Consider the following 19,540-nt stretch of genomic DNA (forward strand, 5'->3'; position numbering starts at 1 on the left):
TATTAACTTTTGATCGGCTTAAGGCTGAGTATTGTTAAGGAAATTGATATGGCGAAGGGCAAGTTTGAACGTACGAAGCCACACGTAAACGTGGGGACGATTGGTCACGTGGATCATGGTAAGACGACTTTGACGGCGGCATTAACGATTGTGTTGTCGAAGAAGTACGGGGGTGAGGCGAAGAGTTACGATCAGATTGATTCAGCGCCAGAAGAGAAGGCCCGAGGTATTACGATTAACACGGCACACGTGGAGTATGAGACGGACCATCGTCATTATGCGCACGTAGACTGTCCTGGTCACGCGGATTATGTGAAGAACATGATTACTGGTGCGGCACAGATGGATGGAGCGATTTTAGTGGTGTCTGCTGCGGACGGTCCTATGCCACAGACCCGTGAGCACATATTGTTGGCACGTCAAGTTGGGGTGCCATATATTGTGGTGTTCATGAACAAAGCTGACATGGTAGACGATAAAGAGTTGCTTGAGTTGGTGGAGATGGAAGTTCGTGAACTGTTATCGAAATACAATTTTCCAGGTGATGATACGCCGATTGTGATTGGTAGTGCATTGAAGGCATTGGAAGGCGATCAGTCTGAGATTGGTGAACCGGCAATTTGGCGTTTAGCTGAGGCGTTGGATACATATATTCCTGAGCCTGAGCGTGCTATTGACGGTGCGTTTTTGATGCCGGTTGAGGATGTATTTTCTATTTCAGGTCGTGGTACGGTGGTGACTGGTCGTGTTGAGCGTGGTGTAGTTAAGGTAGGTGAAGAGCTTGAGATTGTGGGCTTGAAGGCTACTCAGAAGACGGTATGTACAGGTGTTGAGATGTTCCGCAAGTTGCTTGATCAAGGTCAGGCAGGTGATAACGTTGGGGTATTGTTACGTGGTACCAAGCGTGAGGATGTGGAGCGTGGTCAAGTATTGGCTAAGCCAGGTTCTATTACGCCACACACTAAGTTTACGGCTGAGATTTATGTATTATCAAAAGATGAAGGGGGTCGTCATACGCCGTTCTTCCAAGGATATCGTCCACAGTTTTATTTCCGTACTACGGATGTGACGGGAGCCATTGAGTTGCCAGAAGGAACCGAGATGGTGATGCCTGGTGATAACGTATCTGTAACGGTGACATTGATTGCGCCGATTGCGATGGAAGAAGGATTGCGTTTTGCGATTCGTGAAGGTGGCCGTACGGTTGGTGCCGGTGTGGTCGCTAAAGTGATTGAGTAAGACTGTTTAGGTGGGTATTTAAGCGATCAAATACCCACCAGTGTTGTTGTGGTAACAGGCCAGTAGCTCAATTGGCAGAGTGACGGTCTCCAAAACCGTAGGTTGGGGGTTCGAGGCCCTCCTGGCCTGCCAAAAGTGCGTAAGCATAGATAAGGATTAATAAATTTGATGGCGGATAAGCTTAAGTTTGCTTTTGCCTTGGTATTGGTAGCAGCAGGGCTCATTGGATATTATCAACTATCAGAACACGCCCTGTTGTTTCGGGTTCTTTCGGTGTTGGTGGGTCTTGGGCTTGGCGTACTGGTTGCTTGGTTTACAGCATCGGGTCAGGAATTCTTTCGTTTTTCTCAAGATGCAGTGGCTGAAACTAAACGTGTTGTGTGGCCCAGTAAAAAAGAAACGTATCAAACAACATTAGTAGTATTTGCTCTGGTGTTAGTTATGGGATTATTTCTTTGGCTAGTTGACTGGGGGTTACTTGCATTGGTGCAACGATTATTAGGACGGACTGAGTGATGACAATGAGATGGTATGTGGTGCATGCCTATTCAGGATTTGAGAAGAGTGTTAAAAAAGCTCTTCTTGAGCGCGTTGCTCGATCCGGAATGCAAGAGCTGTTTGGAGAGATTTTAGTGCCAGTGGAAGAAGTTATTGAGATGAAAGGTGGTCAAAAAAGTATTAGTGAGCGTAAGTTTTTTCCAGGCTACATCTTAGTGCAAATGGATATGACCGATGAGTCTTGGCACTTAGTTAAAAGTACGCCTAAAGTCACAGGTTTTGTGGGTGGTAGGGCTAATAAGCCCTCTCCTATCACGGATAAAGAAGTGGACGTGATCATGCATCAAGTTCAAGAAGGAGTGGAAAAACCACGTCCTAAGATTCTTTTTGAGGTGGGTGAGTCAGTTAGAGTGAAGGATGGTCCGTTTACAGACTTCCATGGCAATGTTGAAGAAGTTAATTACGATAAAAACAAATTACGTGTTTCAGTTCTAATCTTTGGTCGTGCAACACCGGTTGAATTAGAGTTTGGGCAAGTAGAAAAGTCCTAAGCAATTAGGGTTAACTAACGGGAAGGGTCTTTAGGGATCCGCTATTACCCATATTAAGGAGTTATTATGGCAAAGAAAATTGTAGGCTACATTAAGCTACAAATTCCTGCAGGAAAAGCAAATCCAAGCCCCCCTGTAGGTCCAGCGCTAGGTCAGCGTGGTCTCAATATTATGGAATTCTGTAAAGCTTTCAATGCACAAACACAAGGCATGGAACCTGGTTTACCGGTACCTGTCGTGATCACGGCTTTTGCTGACAAGAGCTTTACGTTTGTGATGAAAACACCACCAGCGACTATTTTAATTAAGAAAGCTTCTGGTGTGACCAAAGGTAGTCCAAAACCCCATACCGATAAAGTAGGTAAATTAACTCGTGCTCAAGCAGAAGCTATTGCAACCACTAAAATGCCTGACCTGACCGCTGCAGATATGGATGCGGCGGTGCGCACTATTGCCGGTAGCGCACGCAGTATGGGGATTGAAGTTGAGGGAGTGAAATAATGGCACAGCAATCAAAACGACTAAAAGCCTTGTTGGCAGAGGTAGATCGGACAAAAGTTTACCCAATTGCTAACGCTCTTGAATTGGTTAAGAAAACAGCAACAGCAAAGTTTGATGAATCAGTGGATGTGGCGATTAATTTAGGTATTGACGCTAAGAAATCCGATCAGCAAGTACGAGGTTCAGTGGTATTGCCTAGAGGGACCGGTAAGACCATGAGGGTGGCTGTTTTTGCGCAGGGTGAAAATGCTGAAAAAGCCAAAGCGGCTGGCGCGGAACACGTTGGCTTTGAAGATCTCGCGGAAAAAATTAAAAATGGTTTCATGGATTTTGATGTAGTGATAGCGACCCCAGATGCCATGAGAATTGTCGGGCCATTAGGGCAAGTATTAGGTCCTCGTGGGTTAATGCCTAACCCGAAAGTGGGGACGGTATCAGCAGATGTAGCAGGTGCCGTGGCTAACGCAAAAGCTGGTCAAGTTCAATACCGTACAGACAAAGCCGGTTTGGTGCACTGCTCTATTGGACGCGCTTCATTTAGTGTTGAAGCCTTAGAAGAAAACTTTCAGGCATTGCTGGGTGCTCTCAATCGTGCGCGTCCGGGTACAGCCAAAGGTGTTTATTTAAGAAAAATCTCAGTATCAAGTACCATGGGCGTTGGCATTCGTGTGGATGGCTCCTCTGTGGTGGCTGCTTGATAAGAGTGTAAAGAACTTTGGGCGGTTGAGTCGGGAAGCTGATTCAACTGGACATCAAAGACCGTAGGGACTCAGTTGAGTTTAATCGTTGAAAAACAGCCTACGCAGATGGCGGTCCCTGATGGAAGGTCTGGTAGTAATGGTGGCTTGTTTAGCGCCGAAGCCCTGAAATGAAGGTCGCCGTGGTTGGAATCATAATTTTGTGATTCTGTAATTCTGGTAAGGAGGACGGACCTTGAGTCTTAATCTTGAAGAGAAAAAAGCGGTAGTTGCTGAAGTTGCAGGCCAAGTGGCCAATGCAAAATCCATCATTCTGGCAGAGTATCGTGGAATGGAAGTCAGTGACATGACTGTTTTAAGGGCCAAGGCCAGGGCTTCGGGAGTTTACTTCCGTGTTCTGAAAAATACCTTAGTTCGCCGTGCAGTAACTGATACACCTTTTTCAATGTTATCCGATCATATGATTGGACCATTAGTTTATGGTATTTCAGATGATCCTGTGGCGGCTGCTAAGGTGTTACATGAATTTTCCAAGCAAAATGATAAGTTGATTATCAAGGGTGGAGCCATGGCAAATTATGTCATGTCCGCCAAGGAAGTCGCTAATCTTGCTTCGATGCCAAGTCGTGATGAACTCATTGCTCAGTTAATGGGAACAATGCAAGCACCGGTGGCGAAATTCGTTCAGACGCTTAACGAAGTTCCGGCTAAGTTCGTACGTGGTGTTGCCGCTGTACGAGATCAAAAACAAGCTACTGTTTAATTTAGGAGTTTAGAAAATGGCAATAAGTAAAGTTGAAATTTTAGATGCAATCGCAGGAATGACGGTTCTTGAATTGTCTGAGTTAATCAAAGACATGGAAGAGAAATTTGGTGTTTCCGCTGCTGCGGCTGTTGCAGTTGCTGCAGCTCCAGCTGCAGGTGCTGCTGCCGCTGTTGAAGAAAAAACAGAGTTTAACGTTATTCTTACCAGCGCAGGCGATAACAAAGTTAACGTAATTAAAGTTGTTCGTACCATTACAGGTCTTGGTTTGAAAGAAGCTAAAGACTTAGTAGATGGTGCACCAAAACCTGTTAAAGAAGGTGTGTCAAAAGCAGATGCAGATGCTATTGCTAAGCAATTAGCAGAAGCTGGCGCTACTTTCGAAATCAAGTAATTGATCTATGTGGGCAGGATGAATGGGGCGCCATTCATCTGGCTTGAAGTATAAGCGGCCTGGTTAGTGGCGGTCCCTTTGGAGGGGTCGCCGTACGCATTTGTCTTAACGACATGGAGATAACATGAGTTACTCATTCACCGAGAAAAAACGTATCCGCAAAAGTTTTGCTAAACGTCAAAGTATTCTCGAAGTTCCGTTTTTGCTTGCTACACAGCTTGATTCATACTCAGAATTTTTGCAAGCGGAAGTTGTCCCTAATAATAGAAAAAATCAAGGTCTTGAAGCGGCCTTTCGTTCTATTTTCCCGATTGTTAGCCATTCTGGTAATGCCAGCTTGGAGTACGTGAGTTATTTGTTAGGTGACCCTGCTTTTGATGTAATTGAATGTCAGCAGCGTGGCATGACCTATGCTTCACCCCTGCGCGCTCGCGTCCGTTTGAAAATTATGGATCGTGAAGCCTCTAAACCTACCGTTAAAGAGGTTAAAGAGCAGGAAGTATATATGGGTGAAATCCCTCTGATGACAAAGAATGGATCCTTTGTGATCAATGGTACAGAGCGAGTGATTGTTTCCCAATTGCATCGTAGCCCTGGTGTGTTCTTTGAGCATGATCGCGGTAAGACACACTCCTCGGGTAAGTTGCTTTTTTCAGCAAGGATTATTCCTTATCGCGGTTCCTGGTTAGATTTTGAGTTCGATCCCAAGGATTATCTCTATTTCCGTGTGGATAGACGCAGGAAGATGCCGGTGACTATATTATTGAAAGCACTGGGTTACACTCCCGAGCAGATTCTTGACTCATTCTTTGCATTTGATACGTTTCACATGGAAAAGAACTCTATTTCTATGGAACTTGTACCTGAGCGTCTGCGTGGTGACGTGGCGCGATTTGATATCGTATCGAAAGGTAAAGTAATTGTTCCTCGCGATAAAAGAATTACTGTAAAACATATACGTGAAATGGAGCAGGCTGGACTAAAGAGTATTGAAGTGCCAGAGGATTTCTTATTAGGTCGTGCTATTGCCCACAACATTATAGATACCGACACCGGTGAATTATTGGCTCAAGCGAACGATGAAATCACTGAGGCTACATTAACTAGGTTTAATGCGGCGGGTATAAAACAATTTAAAACTATTTATACCAATGATTTAGATCAAGGCCCTTACATTTCACAAACCTTAAGAGTGGATGATACCGTTGATTTGATGGCTGCCAAGGTTGCTATTTATAGAATGATGCGTCCCGGTGAGCCGCCCACTGAAGAGGCAGTAAAAGCTTTATTTCAAGGTCTTTTCTTCAATGAAGAGCGCTATGATTTATCCGCTGTGGGTCGCATGAAGTTTAATCGTCGTGTTGGTCGAAATGAACTGACGGGCTCGGCGGTGCTGTCAAATGAAGATATTGTTGATGTTATTAAAATCCTAGTTGAATTAAGAAACGGTCGCGGTGAAATTGATGATATTGATCATCTTGGTAATCGTCGAGTTCGGTCAGTGGGAGAACTAGCTGAGAACCAATTCAGATCAGGACTGGTAAGAGTTGAGCGTGCGGTCAAGGAGCGTCTGTCTCAGGCTGAGTCAGAAAACTTAATGCCCCATGACTTAATTAATGCAAAACCAATTTCAGCTGCTATTAAAGAGTTTTTTGGTTCAAGTCAGCTGTCGCAATTTATGGATCAAACAAATCCTTTGTCTGAAATTACCCACAAACGTCGTGTATCAGCACTAGGGCCTGGTGGTCTTACGCGTGAACGTGCGGGATTTGAGGTCCGTGACGTTCATCCAACTCATTACGGACGAGTATGTCCTATTGAAACACCAGAGGGTCCTAACATTGGGTTGATCAACTCATTGGCGTTGTATGCTAGAACCAATGAGTATGGATTCTTAGAAACCCCCTACAGAAAAGTCGATAACGGTCGCATATCTGATGAAATTGAAATGCTCTCTGCTATTGAAGAGGGACGATATGTTATTGCTCAGGCCAATGCTGAGGTTGATAGTAAAGGGCGGTTTGTTGATGACTTGGTATCTTGCCGTCATCATAACGAATTTACTTTAGCGACTTCCGATCGGGTTACACATATTGATATTGCGCCAGCGCAGATTGTATCTGTGGCAGCTTCGCTGATTCCGTTCCTAGAGCATGATGATGCTAACCGAGCGCTCATGGGTTCTAACATGCAGCGTCAGGCAGTACCATGTCTACGAGCTGAGAAACCTTTAGTGGGGACCGGTATTGAGAGAACTGTAGCAGTTGACTCTGGTACCACTGTTCAAGCAAGTCGTGGTGGAATCGTGGATTATGTGGATGCCTCTCGAATTGTGGTGCGGGTTAATGATAATGAAACACAAGCAGGGGAAGTAGGCGTAGATATTTATAACTTAATTAAATATCGTCGTTCCAACCAAAACACTAATATTAACCAACGTCCAATCGTAAGAGTGGGAGACCGAATTGCACGTGATGACGTGATAGCCGATGGTGCCTCCACTGACATGGGTGAGTTGGCTCTGGGCCAAAATTTATTAGTAGCCTTTATGCCATGGAATGGATTTAACTTTGAAGATTCAATCCTGATTTCTGAACGTATTGTGGCGGAGGATCGCTTTACTTCAATTCATATTGAAGAGCTCTCTGTTGTGGCGCGAGATACTAAGCTTGGTCCTGAAGAGATTACCCGTGATATTTCAAACCTATCGGAGAGAATGTTAGGGCGCTTGGATGACTCAGGTATTATTTATATTGGTGCTGAAGTTGAAGCAGGAGATGTGTTAGTTGGTAAGGTGACTCCGAAGGGAGAAACACAGCTTACTCCTGAAGAAAAACTGTTACGTGCTATCTTTGGTGAGAAAAGCTCGGATGTGAAAGATACTAGTTTACGTGTTCCATCCGGTATGTCAGGGACGGTGATTGGAGTACAGGTCTTTACCCGTGAGGGAATTGATCGTGACGCCCGTGCTCAGCAAATCATTGATGATGAGTTATCTCAGTATAAAAAAGACCTAGGCGATCAGTTGCGTATTGTTGAAAATGATACATTTGGCCGTATTGAACGCTTGTTAACAGGTAAAACAGCTAAAGGTGGACCAAAGAAATTAGCTAAGGGTACCAAGATTACTAAGACGTATTTGACGGAAGTGGGTCGTTACGATTGGTTTGATATTCGTCTTGCTGAAGATGATGCGCAATTGCAACTCGAACAACTCAAAGAGAGTCTTGATCAAAAAAGAAAAGAATTTGATGCTTTCTTTGATGAGAAAAAAAGAAAATTGACCCAAGGCGATGAATTGCCGCCTGGTGTCCAAAAAATGGTAAAAGTTTACTTGGCTGTTAAACGTCGTTTACAGCCCGGGGACAAAATGGCAGGTCGTCACGGAAATAAAGGGGTTATTTCAAAAATTGTTCCGGTAGAAGATATGCCCTTTACTGCCAATGGCACGCCGGTTGATATTGTGCTAAACCCATTGGGCGTTCCTTCTCGAATGAATGTGGGACAAATTCTTGAAACTCATTTGGGTTGGGCTGCCAAAGGATTGGGTCATGTTATTGGTCAATTAATTGACCAACAAACTGATGCTATCAAAATGCGTCAATTCCTTGAGCGTGTCTATAACGGTACCGGTAAACAAGAAGCGTTAGCTGATCTTGAGGGTGAAGAGCTGATGGAACTAGCTAAAAACTTGAGAAAAGGCGTTCCCTTTGCGACCCCCGTATTCGATGGAGCCACAGAGGCTGAGATTAAGGACATGCTTGAGCTCGCTGGTTTGCCAAGAAATGGACAAATGCGTTTATTTGATGGGCGTACAGGAGAAGGTTTTGATCGTCCGGTAACCTTGGGTTACATGCACATTCTCAAGCTGCATCACTTGGTTGATGACAAGATGCATGCTCGTTCTACGGGACCATATAGTCTCGTCACGCAGCAGCCTCTTGGTGGTAAGGCTCAGTTTGGTGGACAGCGCTTTGGTGAGATGGAGGTATGGGCACTTGAGGCTTATGGTGCTTCTTACACGTTACAGGAAATGTTAACCGTTAAGTCTGACGATGTAGCAGGACGTACTAAGGTCTATGAAAACATTGTTAAAGGCGAACATAAGATTTCTGCAGGAATGCCTGAGTCGTTTAATGTGTTAGTGAAAGAAATCCGTTCACTGGGTATTGATATTGATTTAGAAAGAAATTAATGGGTTACATATTTGACGATAACATCATTGTAAGCCTCGTGGCATAACCGTTGGAGGTAAAAAAGTGAAAGCACTTTTAGATTTATTTAAACAAGTAACGCAAGAAGAAGAGTTTGATGCAATTCGTATTGGACTCGCTTCTCCAGAAAAGATACGTTCATGGTCCTATGGTGAGGTTAAAAAACCTGAGACCATCAATTACCGCACCTTCAAACCAGAAAGAGATGGTTTATTTTGCGCTAAGATTTTTGGTCCAGTGAAGGACTATGAGTGTTTGTGTGGCAAATACAAGCGTCTTAAACATCGTGGCGTTATTTGTGAAAAATGTAATGTTGAAGTCACGCTATCCAAAGTGCGTCGTGAGCGCATGGGTCATATTGAGCTCGCGAGTCCCGTAGCACATATTTGGTTTCTAAAATCACTTCCCTCCCGTCTCGGTATGGTACTTGATATGACCTTGAGGGATATTGAGCGTGTTCTTTACTTTGAAGCGTTCGTGGTCACAGATCCAGGAATGACCCCTTTGCAGCGTTGCCAACTTCTTACGGAAGAAGATTATTTAGCAAAAGTTGAAGAGTATGGTGATGAGTTCCAAGCAAGTATGGGTGCTGAGGGCGTTCGCGAGTTATTGCGTCAAATTAATTTAGATTCTGAGATTGAGCGTTTACGACAAGAACTCTCAGGTACCGCTTCGGATACTAAGATTAAAAAATATGCAAAGCGTGTCAAAATTCTTGAGGCCTTCCAAAAGTCCGGCATTAAGCCAGACTGGATGGTGATGGAAGTATTGCCAGTATTGCCGCCCGAGTTGCGTCCTTTAGTGCCGTTAGATGGTGGTCGCTTTGCTACCAGTGACTTAAATGATTTGTATCGTCGCGTGATTAACCGTAACAATCGTTTAAAACGTTTATTGGAGTTGAAAGCCCCTGAAATTATTGTCCGTAACGAGAAACGTATGTTACAAGAGGCAGTGGATTCATTGCTGGATAACGGACGTCGCGGTAAAGCCATGACAGGCGCTAATAAACGTGCGCTTAAATCATTGGCTGATATGATCAAAGGGAAGAGCGGTCGATTCCGTCAGAATCTGTTGGGTAAACGTGTGGATTACTCAGGTCGTTCTGTGATTGTCGTGGGGCCACAGTTAAAACTTCACCAATGTGGTTTGCCAAAGAAAATGGCGCTGGAGTTATTTAAACCGTTCATTTTCCATCGCTTAGAGGTGATGGGTTTAGCTACCACTATCAAAGCTGCTAAGCGCATGGTGGAGCAAGAGATACCAGAGGTATGGGATATCCTTGAGGATGTTATTCGTGAACACCCCGTACTGTTGAATCGTGCCCCTACTCTTCACCGATTAGGTATCCAAGCATTTGAGCCAGTATTAATTGAAGGCAAGGCTATACAACTGCATCCATTAGTTTGCGCAGCCTTTAACGCTGACTTTGATGGTGACCAAATGGCGGTACACGTACCCTTGTCCCTTGAAGCGCAAATGGAAGCCAGAACACTGATGCTCTCCTCTAATAACGTCTTGTCTCCTGCTAACGGTGACCCGATCATCGTGCCTTCCCAGGATATCGTGCTAGGTCTTTATTACATTACTCGTGAGCGTGTCAATGCACAGGGTGAGGGCATGGTTTTTGCGGATGTATCAGAGGTGGTTCGTGCCTTTGAAACGCGCATGGCAGATGTTACGGCGAAGGTTATGGTCAGAATTAAAGAAGCTTTCCGTAATGAATCTGGTGAGCGCGTGGAAAAAATCACACGATATGAAACCACGGTTGGCCGTGCCATGTTGTCTGAGATTTTGCCAGAGGGGCTACCTTTTGAGTTTATTAATAAAACACTGAAGAAAAAAGAAATTTCACGCTTAATTAATGCTGCTTTCAGGCGTTGCGGTATCCGTGAGGCAGTAATTTTTGCTGATAAACTCATGTATACAGGCTTCAGCATGGCTACCCGTGCTGGGATCTCAATTTGTATTGATGATATGTTAGTACCTAAAGAGAAAGAAAGTATTATTGCTTCAGCAGAAATAGAAGTGAAAGAAATCGAATCTCAATACACCTCGGGTTTAGTAACTCAAGGTGAGCGCTATAATAAGGTTGTTGATATTTGGGGGCGCGCAGGCGATCAAGTAGCTAAGGCCATGATGGATCAACTGGGTCGTGAACCAGTGGTTGATCGCAGCGGTAAAACCACCACTCAGGAGTCATTTAACGCCATTTATATGATGGCAGACTCAGGCGCCCGTGGTTCGGCAGCTCAGATTCGTCAATTGGCGGGGATGCGCGGTCTGATGGCTAAGCCTGACGGCTCAATCATTGAAACACCTATTACGGCGAATTTCCGTGAAGGTCTTAACGTATTGCAGTACTTTATTTCTACTCACGGTGCTCGTAAAGGACTGGCAGATACTGCACTAAAAACTGCTAATTCAGGTTATCTGACAAGACGTTTGGTGGATGTAACCCAAGACTTGGTGGTTGTTGAGCTAGATTGCGGTACCGAAGAAGGGATGATTTTCAAAGCCCTGGTAGAAGGCGGTGAAGTTGTTGAGCCTTTAAAAGATAGAATTTTAGGTCGCGTAGCGGCCACTGACGTGATCAGTCTTGATACGCAAGAGGTATTGATTCCTGCTGGAACATTACTTGATGAGGATGCCGTGGATGCTATTGAAGCAGCGGGTATTGATGAGGTAAAAGTACGTGCCCCATTAACCTGTGAGACTCGTTATGGCTTATGTGCACAGTGTTACGGCCGAGACTTAGGACGTGGTGGTTTGGTGAATGTGGGTGAGGCAGTGGGTGTGATTTCCGCTCAATCCATTGGTGAGCCAGGTACCCAGTTAACTATGCGTACCTTCCACATTGGGGGGGCTGCTTCACGTGCTGCTGTGGTGTCTCAAGTTGAAAGTAAGTCAAATGGTGTCATTCGCTTCTCTCCCGGAATGCGCTATGTGACCAATGCGCGCCAAGAGCAAATTGTTATCTCGCGAAGTGGGGAAGTGATTATCACTGAGGAGTCTGGTCGTGAACGTGAGCGTCATAAAGTACCTTATGGTGCGACACTGTTAATTCAAGATGGTCATAAAGTCAAGGCTGGGCAGGTGCTGGCTAACTGGGACCCTCATACCAGACCAATTATCACCGAGTACGCCGGTGAAGTTCGTTTTGAAAACGTTGAAGAAGGCGTAACGGTTGCCAAACAAATCGATGATGTTACTGGACTCTCAACCTTAGTAGTAATCGATCCTAAGCGTCGCGCAGGGACTCAATCTAAAGGGTTGAGACCTCAGGTTAAATTACTCGACGATAAAGGTAAGGAAGTGAAATTAGCCCAGTCTGATCAAGCGGTTAATATCACCTTCCAAATCGGGGCTATTATCACAGTGAAGAATGGCCAGCAAGCGGGAGTCGGTGATGTGTTAGCACGGATCCCTCAAGAGTCTTCGAAAACTCGGGATATTACTGGTGGTCTGCCACGGGTAGCTGAGTTGTTTGAAGCGCGCTCACCCAAAGATGCTGGTCTGTTAGCAGAGATGACTGGTACCGTATCAACGGGTAAGGAAACGAAAGGTAAGCAGCGTCTCGTGATCACTGATATGGATGGTATTGCCCATGATTACCTGATACCAAAAGATAAGCATGTGACAGTTCATGACGGACAGATTGTTAATAAGGGTGAGGTGATCGTTGATGGCCCCGCAGACCCCCATGACATCTTGCGCCTGCTGGGTGTAGAAGCGCTGACGAGATACATTACTGATGAAGTACAGGATGTGTATCGTCTGCAAGGGGTTAAGATTAACGACAAGCATATTGAAGTGATTGTGCGCCAGATGTTAAGACGCGTTCAAGTTCTGGATCCGGGTGAAACACACTTTATCACTGGAGAGCAGGTGGAGCGTGCAGAGTTGCTGGATGAGAATGATAAAATTATTGCTGAGAATAAGCGTCCTGCCACCTATGAAAATATTCTTTTAGGTATAACCAAGGCGTCACTCTCAACAGATTCCTTTATCTCGGCCGCTTCATTCCAAGAGACCACTCGTGTTCTCACGGAGGCCGCAATTATGGGTAAACGTGATGAACTACGTGGCTTGAAAGAGAATGTGATTGTCGGTCGACTCATCCCTGCGGGAACAGGATTGGCATATCACAATGTACGTAAAAAACAACCTAAAAGTGCTAATAATGCTGGCTTAAACCTAGATATTGCAGATATTCCGCTAGGTGAAGCCACCAATAATGAGCAAGTGGCTTGACAAGGGGGCCAATAGGCCATAAAATCAACAGTCTTTTTTGGGATAAATGCGATTTATCCCAAATCGACTATTAGTAGAGATAAAGTGGATTAACAATGCCAACAATTAACCAATTAATTCGTAAGCCACGAGCTTTGAAGAAAGCCAAGAGTAAAGTGCCAGCGCTAGCAGGTTCTCCTCAAAAACGTGGCGTATGTACTCGTGTTTATACGACAACACCTAAAAAGCCTAACTCTGCGTTACGTAAAGTGGCTCGTGTTCGTCTAACCAATGGCTTTGAAGTCAGTAGCTACATTGGTGGTGAAGGTCACAACCTTCAAGAGCACTCGGTGGTTCTTATACGGGGTGGTCGTGTGAAAGATTTGCCTGGTGTTCGCTATCACACTGTTCGTGGTAGTTTGGATACAGCGGGTGTTAAAGATCGTAAGCAGAGCCGTTCTAAGTACGGTGCTAAACGCCCTAAAGCAGCTTAATTAATTAGAGAGAAGATTTATGCCACGTCGTCGCGAAGTGCCAAAACGTGAAGTGCTACCAGATCCAAAGTACGGTAACACTGACATTTCCAAATTTGTAAACGTTATTATGGATTCAGGTAAAAAATCTGTTGCAGAACAGATTGTTTATCGTGCCATGGCCGCCATTTCCACTAAATCAGGAAAGGATCCATTGGAAGTGTTTGTGACTGCCCTAAATAACGCAAAGCCCATTGTTGAGGTTAAGAGTCGGCGTGTTGGAGGGGCTAACTATCAAGTGCCAGTTGAAGTTCGCGCTAGTCGCCGTACGGCCTTGGCTATGCGCTGGTTGCGCGAAGCAGCCAGAAAACGTAGTGAGAAGTCTATGGGTCTGCGTTTGGCTGGTGAATTAATAGATGCCGCTGAAGGACGCGGTGGCGCAATTAAAAAGCGTGAAGAAGTTCACCGTATGGCTGAAGCTAATAAAGCTTTTGCGCATTATCGTTTTTAAGTTAGGAGTTGATCTGCTGCCAACTCTAAGGCGTCAAGCAGATATCGACAACACTAGTTGTATCCTAACTGTTAAGTAAAGGCGCCTTGGGCTCAGTATAAAGACTGGGCCCAAGGTGTATTAATTGAAACAATCGGAAGGTAAATAAATTGGCTCGCAAAACTCCTATTGAGCGTTATCGTAATATTGGTATATCTGCCCACATTGATGCGGGTAAAACAACCACCACTGAACGTATACTGTTTTACACTGGCGTCTCGCATAAAATAGGTGAGGTGCATGACGGTGCTGCTACCATGGATTGGATGGAGCAAGAGCAGGAGCGTGGAATTACTATCACTTCAGCTGCTACCACCTGTTTTTGGCGTGGTATGGAAGGTAAGTTCCCGGAGCACCGAATCAATATTATTGATACTCCTGGGCACGTAGATTTCACTATTGAAGTGGAGCGCTCCATGCGTGTATTAGATGGCGCCTGCATGGTATACGATTCTGTGGGTGGTGTTCAACCTCAGTCGGAGACAGTGTGGCGACAGGCTAACAAATACGGCGTTCCCCGCTTAGCCTTCGTTAATAAAATGGATCGTGTAGGGGCTGACTTTTTTAAAGTATACAACCAGATTCGTGAACGTTTGCGTGGTAACCCTGTACCTGTTCAGGTTCCCATTGGTGCAGAAGATAAATTTGCCGGAGTGGTAGATTTAGTTCGCATGAAAGCAATCTTGTGGGATGAAGCTTCGCAAGGCATGAAATTTGAATTTCTAGAAATTCCTGCTGATTTGCAAGAAGTGGCTCAAGAGTGGCGTGAAAAAATGGTGGAAGCAGCTGCTGAAGCCTCTGAAGAGCTAATGAACAAGTATCTTGAGTCGGGCGAACTCACTGAAGAAGAGATTCGCTTAGGTATTCGCACCCGTGCCATTGCAGGTGAAATCGTACCTATGCTTTGTGGTAGTGCGTTCAAAAATAAGGGCGTACAGGCCATGTTGGATGCGGTAGTAGAATACTTGCCTTCACCCATTGATATTCCTCCTGTGGATGGAGAATTGGAGAATGGTCAAATGGGCGAGCGTAAAGCCTCTGATGATGAGCCCTTCTCAGGTTTGGCCTTCAAAATTATGACGGATCCATTCGTAGGTCAGTTAATTTTCTTCCGTGTATACTCTGGGGTAATTAACTCAGGCGACACTATTTATAACCCTATTAAGGGTAGAAAAGAGCGTGTTGGACGTATTTTGCAGATGCATGCAAACCAACGTGAAGAGATCAAGGAAGTTCGTGCAGGGGATATCGCCGCTGCAGTAGGGCTAAAAGAAGCGACTACCGGAGACACATTATGTGATCCGCAGCACGTTATTACTCTTGAAAAGATGATATTTCCTGAGCCCGTTATCTCGCAAGCAGTTGAGCCTAAAACCAAGGCAGATCAAGAGAAGATGGGTATTGCGCTGAATCGCTTAGCACAAGAAGACCCCTCTTTCCGTGTACACACCGATGAAGAATCAGGTCAAACCATTATCTCTGGTATGGGTGAATTACATTTAGAGATTATTGTTGACCGTATGAGACGAGAGTTTGGTGTTGAAGCGGGGGTAGGTAAACCTCAGGTGGCTTACCGTGAAACGATTCGCAGTAAAGTGGATAATGCAGAAGGTAAATTTATCAAGCAGTCTGGAGGCCGGGGTCAGTATGGTCACGTAGTCTTGAAAGTTGAGCCCAATGAAGCAGGTAAAGGTTTTGAATTTGTGGATGCGATTAAGGGTGGCGTAGTACCGCGCGAATTTATTCCTGCTGTTGAGAAAGGTTTAGTTGACACATTACCTAATGGTGTTTTAGCAGGTTTTCCAGTGGTAGATGTAAAGGTAACTCTGCACTTTGGTTCATACCACGATGTGGATTCTAATGAGAACGCTTTTAAAATGGCGGCTTCAATGGCCTTTAAAGATGGTATGAGGAAAGCGAGCCCCGTATTACTTGAGCCTATGATGGCGGTGGAGGTAGAAACTCCTCCCGAGTTCATGGGTAATGTGGTGGGTGATTTGTCCTCACGTCGCGGTATGGTGCAAGGAATGGAAGATGTGGCTGGAGTTAAAGTCATTAAGGCTGAGGTGCCACTGGCTGAGATGTTTGGTTACTCCACGACTCTTCGTTCTGCAACCCAAGGACGGGCTACTTATACGATGGAATTTAAACATTATGCTGAAGCTCCACGAAACGTGGCTGAGGCGATTATTAACAAGAAGTAAAGTCATTTTTTAAGGGACGACATTCATGGCAAAAGGCAAGTTTGAACGTACGAAGCCACACGTAAACGTGGGGACGATTGGTCACGTGGATCATGGTAAGACGACTTTGACGGCGGCATTAACGATTGTGTTGTCGAAGAAGTACGGGGGTGAGGCGAAGAGTTACGATCAGATTGATTCAGCGCCAGAAGAGAAGGCCCGAGGTATTACGATTAACACGGCACACGTGGAGTATGAGACGGACCATCGTCATTATGCGCACGTAGACTGTCCTGGTCACGCGGATTATGTGAAGAACATGATTACTGGTGCGGCACAGATGGATGGAGCGATTTTAGTGGTGTCTGCTGCGGACGGTCCTATGCCACAGACCCGTGAGCACATATTGTTGGCACGTCAAGTTGGGGTGCCATATATTGTGGTGTTCATGAACAAAGCTGACATGGTAGACGATAAAGAGTTGCTTGAGTTGGTGGAGATGGAAGTTCGTGAACTGTTATCGAAATACAATTTTCCAGGTGATGATACGCCGATTGTGATTGGTAGTGCATTGAAGGCATTGGAAGGCGATCAGTCTGAGATTGGTGAACCGGCAATTTGGCGTTTAGCTGAGGCGTTGGATACATATATTCCTGAGCCTGAGCGTGCTATTGACGGTGCGTTTTTGATGCCGGTTGAGGATGTATTTTCTATTTCAGGTCGTGGTACGGTGGTGACTGGTCGTGTTGAGCGTGGTGTAGTTAAGGTAGGTGAAGAGCTTGAGATTGTGGGCTTGAAGGCTACTCAGAAGACGGTATGTACAGGTGTTGAGATGTTCCGCAAGTTGCTTGATCAAGGTCAGGCAGGTGATAACGTTGGGGTATTGTTACGTGGTACCAAGCGTGAGGATGTGGAGCGTGGTCAAGTATTGGCTAAGCCAGGTTCTATTACGCCACACACTAAGTTTACGGCTGAGATTTATGTATTATCAAAAGATGAAGGGGGTCGTCATACGCCGTTCTTCCAAGGATATCGTCCACAGTTTTATTTCCGTACTACGGATGTGACGGGAGCCATTGAGTTGCCAGAAGGAACCGAGATGGTGATGCCTGGTGATAACGTATCTGTAACGGTGACATTGATTGCGCCGATTGCGATGGAAGAAGGATTGCGTTTTGCGATTCGTGAAGGTGGCCGTACGGTTGGTGCCGGTGTGGTCGCTAAAGTGATTGAGTAAGGATAAATTATGGTAACCGCAATAGCTCACCAAAAAATTCGCATTCGTTTAAAAGCCTTTGACTATCGTTTAATTGATCAGTCAGCTTTAGAGATTGTTGAAACCGCCAAAAGAACTGGTGCTGTAGTCAAGGGACCAGTGCCCTTGCCTACTCGCATTGAACGCTTTGATGTGTTGCGTTCACCTCATGTGAACAAGACCTCTCGTGATCAGTTTGAAATTCGTACCCATTTGCGTTTAATGGATATTTTGGACCCAACCGATAAAACGGTGGATGCCTTAATGAAATTAGATCTGCCTGCGGGCGTGGATGTTGAAATTAAGTTGTAATTTTAGATTTATAGGGGTATAATTCAGCCCCTTGGTTGTAGTAATTATTCACCGATCAATTGTAATCGGTACCCGCAAGGGTTAACAAACATAAAGGATAGTAGAATGACTCTAGGACTCGTCGGCCGTAAAATCGGCATGACGCGTGTCTTCAGCGACGACGGTGACTCTATTCCTGTTACCGTAGTTGAGGTGGGCAACAATCGCGTCACACAAATCAAGACGCCTGTTAATGATGGCTACAGCGCCATTCAGGTAACCTTTGGTGATCGTCGTGCTAGCCGTATCAATAAAGCTATTGCAGGGCATCTCTCCAAAGCAGGGGTGACTGCAGGTACGATTATTAGCGAATTTCCAGTAACCCTAGAGGTGGCACAAGGTTTTTCAGCTGGTGCAACCCTAACTACCGATGTTTTTCAAGTGGGTCAGATGGTGGATGTCACCGGAACCTCCATAGGTAAAGGTTTCACTGGCGCAATTAAACGACACAACTTTAGTTCAAACCGTGCTAGTCATGGTAACTCTGTATCCCATAATAGCCCAGGTTCGATCGGTATGGCGCAAGATCCAGGACGTGTGTTTCCAGGAAAGCGCATGGCAGGTCATATGGGTGATGTGAAGAGTACCACTCAAAATCTGGAGATAGTAAGGATTGACAACGAACGTCAATTGCTACTGATTAAAGGCTCAATCCCCGGTTCTAAGGGCGGGCATGTGATTGTCAAGCCTGCTGTAAAAGGGGGGGCGTAATATGGATCTCAAGTTAATTAATGATAATGGACAGGCTACCTCTACTGTAGCTGCCTCTGATGAATTATTTGCTCGTGAGTATAATGAAGCTTTAGTGCATCAACTGGTGGTTGCTTTTCAAGCCAATGCAAGACAGGGTACGCGTGCTCAAAAAGGCCGTGCTGAAATTGCAAAGTCAACTCGTAAGCCATGGCGTCAAAAGGGTACCGGTCGTGCTCGAGCCGGGATGGCATCAAGTCCATTATGGCGAGGTGGTGGTAAAATTTTCCCATCAAGTCCAGATGAAAACTTTACTCATAAAATCAACCGAAAAATGTATCGTGCAGGGATCTGTTCCATCTTGTCACAACTAGTACGTGAAGACAGGCTCTCCGTGATAGAAAATATTGAGTTAGAGTCACCAAAAACCAAACAATTAGCTGGCAAAATCAAGAACATGGGCTTTGATCGTGTTTTGATTATTACCGATAGCTTAGATGAAAACCTATATCTCTCTTCGCGCAACTTACCTAACACTTTAGTTTTGGAGGTTCAAGAGGCAGATCCCGTTAGTTTAATACGCTTTCCTAAAGTGATTTTAACCCGTGGGGCAGTGAAGAAATTCGAGGAGGTATTGTCATGAGTCTAGCATTCAAAGAAGAGAGATTGCTTAACATCATCGAGGCTCCTTTAATTTCGGAAAAAAGCACTTTTGTGGCCGACAAAAACGAGCAGGTGATTTTTAAAGTCGTTCCAGATGCAACCAAGCCTGAAATTAAAGCGGCTGTAGAAATGCTTTTTAAAGTGCAAGTTGAAAGCGTTCAAGTTGTTAACGTTAAGGGTAAAGTGAAGCGCTCAGGACGTTTTAATGGCAAACGTAAAGATTGGAAAAAGGCTTATGTATGTCTCAAGCCAGGTCAAGAAATTAATTTGGTAGCGGGGGAATAAGA

At 45.1% G+C, this 19,540-nt stretch carries 17 protein-coding genes and 1 tRNA gene; all 18 read left to right on the forward strand.

The genetic code is table 11. The features are described 5' to 3' along the window. The first annotated feature begins 48 nt into the window (after nucleotides 1-48). The 18 genes from tuf (FERRO_RS03140) (at nucleotide 49) to rplW (ending at nucleotide 19,538) form a co-directional block, all read left to right on the forward strand. A complete protein-coding gene (gene tuf / locus FERRO_RS03140) occupies nucleotides 49-1,239 on the forward strand; it encodes an elongation factor Tu (protein WP_056929397.1) in 1,191 nt (396 codons plus the stop codon). A gap of 56 nt (nucleotides 1,240-1,295) precedes the next feature. Next, nucleotides 1,296-1,371, forward strand: a tRNA-Trp gene (locus FERRO_RS03145). 36 nt (nucleotides 1,372-1,407) lie between these two features. Continuing rightward, entirely contained in the window at nucleotides 1,408-1,755 is a 348-nt protein-coding gene (gene secE, locus FERRO_RS03150) for a preprotein translocase subunit SecE (protein ID WP_056929398.1), read from the forward strand. Then, nucleotides 1,755-2,288, forward strand: coding sequence for a transcription termination/antitermination protein NusG (nusG, locus tag FERRO_RS03155; protein ID WP_056929399.1), 534 nt, complete (start codon nucleotides 1,755-1,757; stop codon nucleotides 2,286-2,288). Before secE ends, nusG begins: the two co-directional genes overlap by 1 nt. 66 nt (nucleotides 2,289-2,354) lie before the next feature. After that, complete coding sequence (gene rplK / locus FERRO_RS03160) at nucleotides 2,355-2,789, forward strand: 50S ribosomal protein L11 (protein ID WP_056929400.1); 435 nt, start codon at nucleotides 2,355-2,357, stop codon at nucleotides 2,787-2,789. After that, nucleotides 2,789-3,487 carry a 50S ribosomal protein L1 gene (gene rplA / locus FERRO_RS03165; protein WP_056929401.1) on the forward strand — a complete coding sequence of 233 codons (699 nt, stop codon included), beginning with the start codon at nucleotides 2,789-2,791 and terminating at the stop codon, nucleotides 3,485-3,487. Before rplK ends, rplA begins: the two co-directional genes overlap by 1 nt. A 235-nt stretch (nucleotides 3,488-3,722) precedes the next feature. After that, nucleotides 3,723-4,250: a 50S ribosomal protein L10 gene (gene rplJ / locus FERRO_RS03170; RefSeq protein WP_056929402.1), complete on the forward strand. Its 528-nt coding sequence runs from the start codon at nucleotides 3,723-3,725 to the stop codon at nucleotides 4,248-4,250. Nucleotides 4,251-4,266: 16 nt separating this feature from the next. Further along, nucleotides 4,267-4,644, forward strand: coding sequence for a 50S ribosomal protein L7/L12 (gene rplL, locus FERRO_RS03175; RefSeq protein WP_056929403.1), 378 nt, complete (start codon nucleotides 4,267-4,269; stop codon nucleotides 4,642-4,644). A 124-nt stretch (nucleotides 4,645-4,768) separates the two neighbouring features. Then, nucleotides 4,769-8,839, forward strand: a complete 4,071-nt coding sequence (gene rpoB, locus FERRO_RS03180; protein WP_056929404.1) for a DNA-directed RNA polymerase subunit beta — start codon at nucleotides 4,769-4,771, stop codon at nucleotides 8,837-8,839. A 64-nt stretch (nucleotides 8,840-8,903) separates the two neighbouring features. After that, the gene (gene rpoC, locus FERRO_RS03185) at nucleotides 8,904-13,109 is read left to right on the forward strand and encodes a DNA-directed RNA polymerase subunit beta' (protein ID WP_056929405.1); all 4,206 of its coding nucleotides are present in this window, start codon (nucleotides 8,904-8,906) and stop codon (nucleotides 13,107-13,109) included. A gap of 95 nt (nucleotides 13,110-13,204) precedes the next feature. Beyond that, nucleotides 13,205-13,582: a 30S ribosomal protein S12 gene (gene rpsL, locus FERRO_RS03190; protein ID WP_056929406.1), complete on the forward strand. Its 378-nt coding sequence runs from the start codon at nucleotides 13,205-13,207 to the stop codon at nucleotides 13,580-13,582. 19 nt (nucleotides 13,583-13,601) lie between these two features. Continuing rightward, nucleotides 13,602-14,072, forward strand: a complete 471-nt coding sequence (rpsG, locus tag FERRO_RS03195) for a 30S ribosomal protein S7 (RefSeq protein ID WP_056929407.1) — start codon at nucleotides 13,602-13,604, stop codon at nucleotides 14,070-14,072. A 149-nt stretch (nucleotides 14,073-14,221) separates the two neighbouring features. Beyond that, entirely contained in the window at nucleotides 14,222-16,315 is a 2,094-nt protein-coding gene (gene fusA, locus FERRO_RS03200) for an elongation factor G (RefSeq protein ID WP_056929408.1), read from the forward strand. Nucleotides 16,316-16,340: 25 nt separating this feature from the next. Then, entirely contained in the window at nucleotides 16,341-17,531 is a 1,191-nt protein-coding gene (gene tuf / locus FERRO_RS03205; RefSeq protein ID WP_056929397.1) for an elongation factor Tu, read from the forward strand. Nucleotides 17,532-17,552: 21 nt separating this feature from the next. After that, the gene (rpsJ, locus tag FERRO_RS03210; RefSeq protein WP_056929786.1) at nucleotides 17,553-17,861 is read left to right on the forward strand and encodes a 30S ribosomal protein S10; all 309 of its coding nucleotides are present in this window, start codon (nucleotides 17,553-17,555) and stop codon (nucleotides 17,859-17,861) included. A 105-nt stretch (nucleotides 17,862-17,966) separates the two neighbouring features. Further along, nucleotides 17,967-18,611 carry a 50S ribosomal protein L3 gene (rplC, locus tag FERRO_RS03215; RefSeq protein ID WP_056929409.1) on the forward strand — a complete coding sequence of 215 codons (645 nt, stop codon included), beginning with the start codon at nucleotides 17,967-17,969 and terminating at the stop codon, nucleotides 18,609-18,611. Between the two features lies 1 nt (nucleotide 18,612). Further along, the gene (gene rplD, locus FERRO_RS03220; RefSeq protein ID WP_056929410.1) at nucleotides 18,613-19,233 is read left to right on the forward strand and encodes a 50S ribosomal protein L4; all 621 of its coding nucleotides are present in this window, start codon (nucleotides 18,613-18,615) and stop codon (nucleotides 19,231-19,233) included. Continuing rightward, nucleotides 19,230-19,538, forward strand: a complete 309-nt coding sequence (gene rplW, locus FERRO_RS03225) for a 50S ribosomal protein L23 (protein ID WP_056929411.1) — start codon at nucleotides 19,230-19,232, stop codon at nucleotides 19,536-19,538. Before rplD ends, rplW begins: the two co-directional genes overlap by 4 nt. Nucleotides 19,539-19,540 lie beyond the last annotated feature (2 nt).

The organism is Ferrovum sp. JA12, assembly GCF_001431705.1.
GTDB lineage: Bacteria > Pseudomonadota > Gammaproteobacteria > Burkholderiales > Ferrovaceae > PN-J185.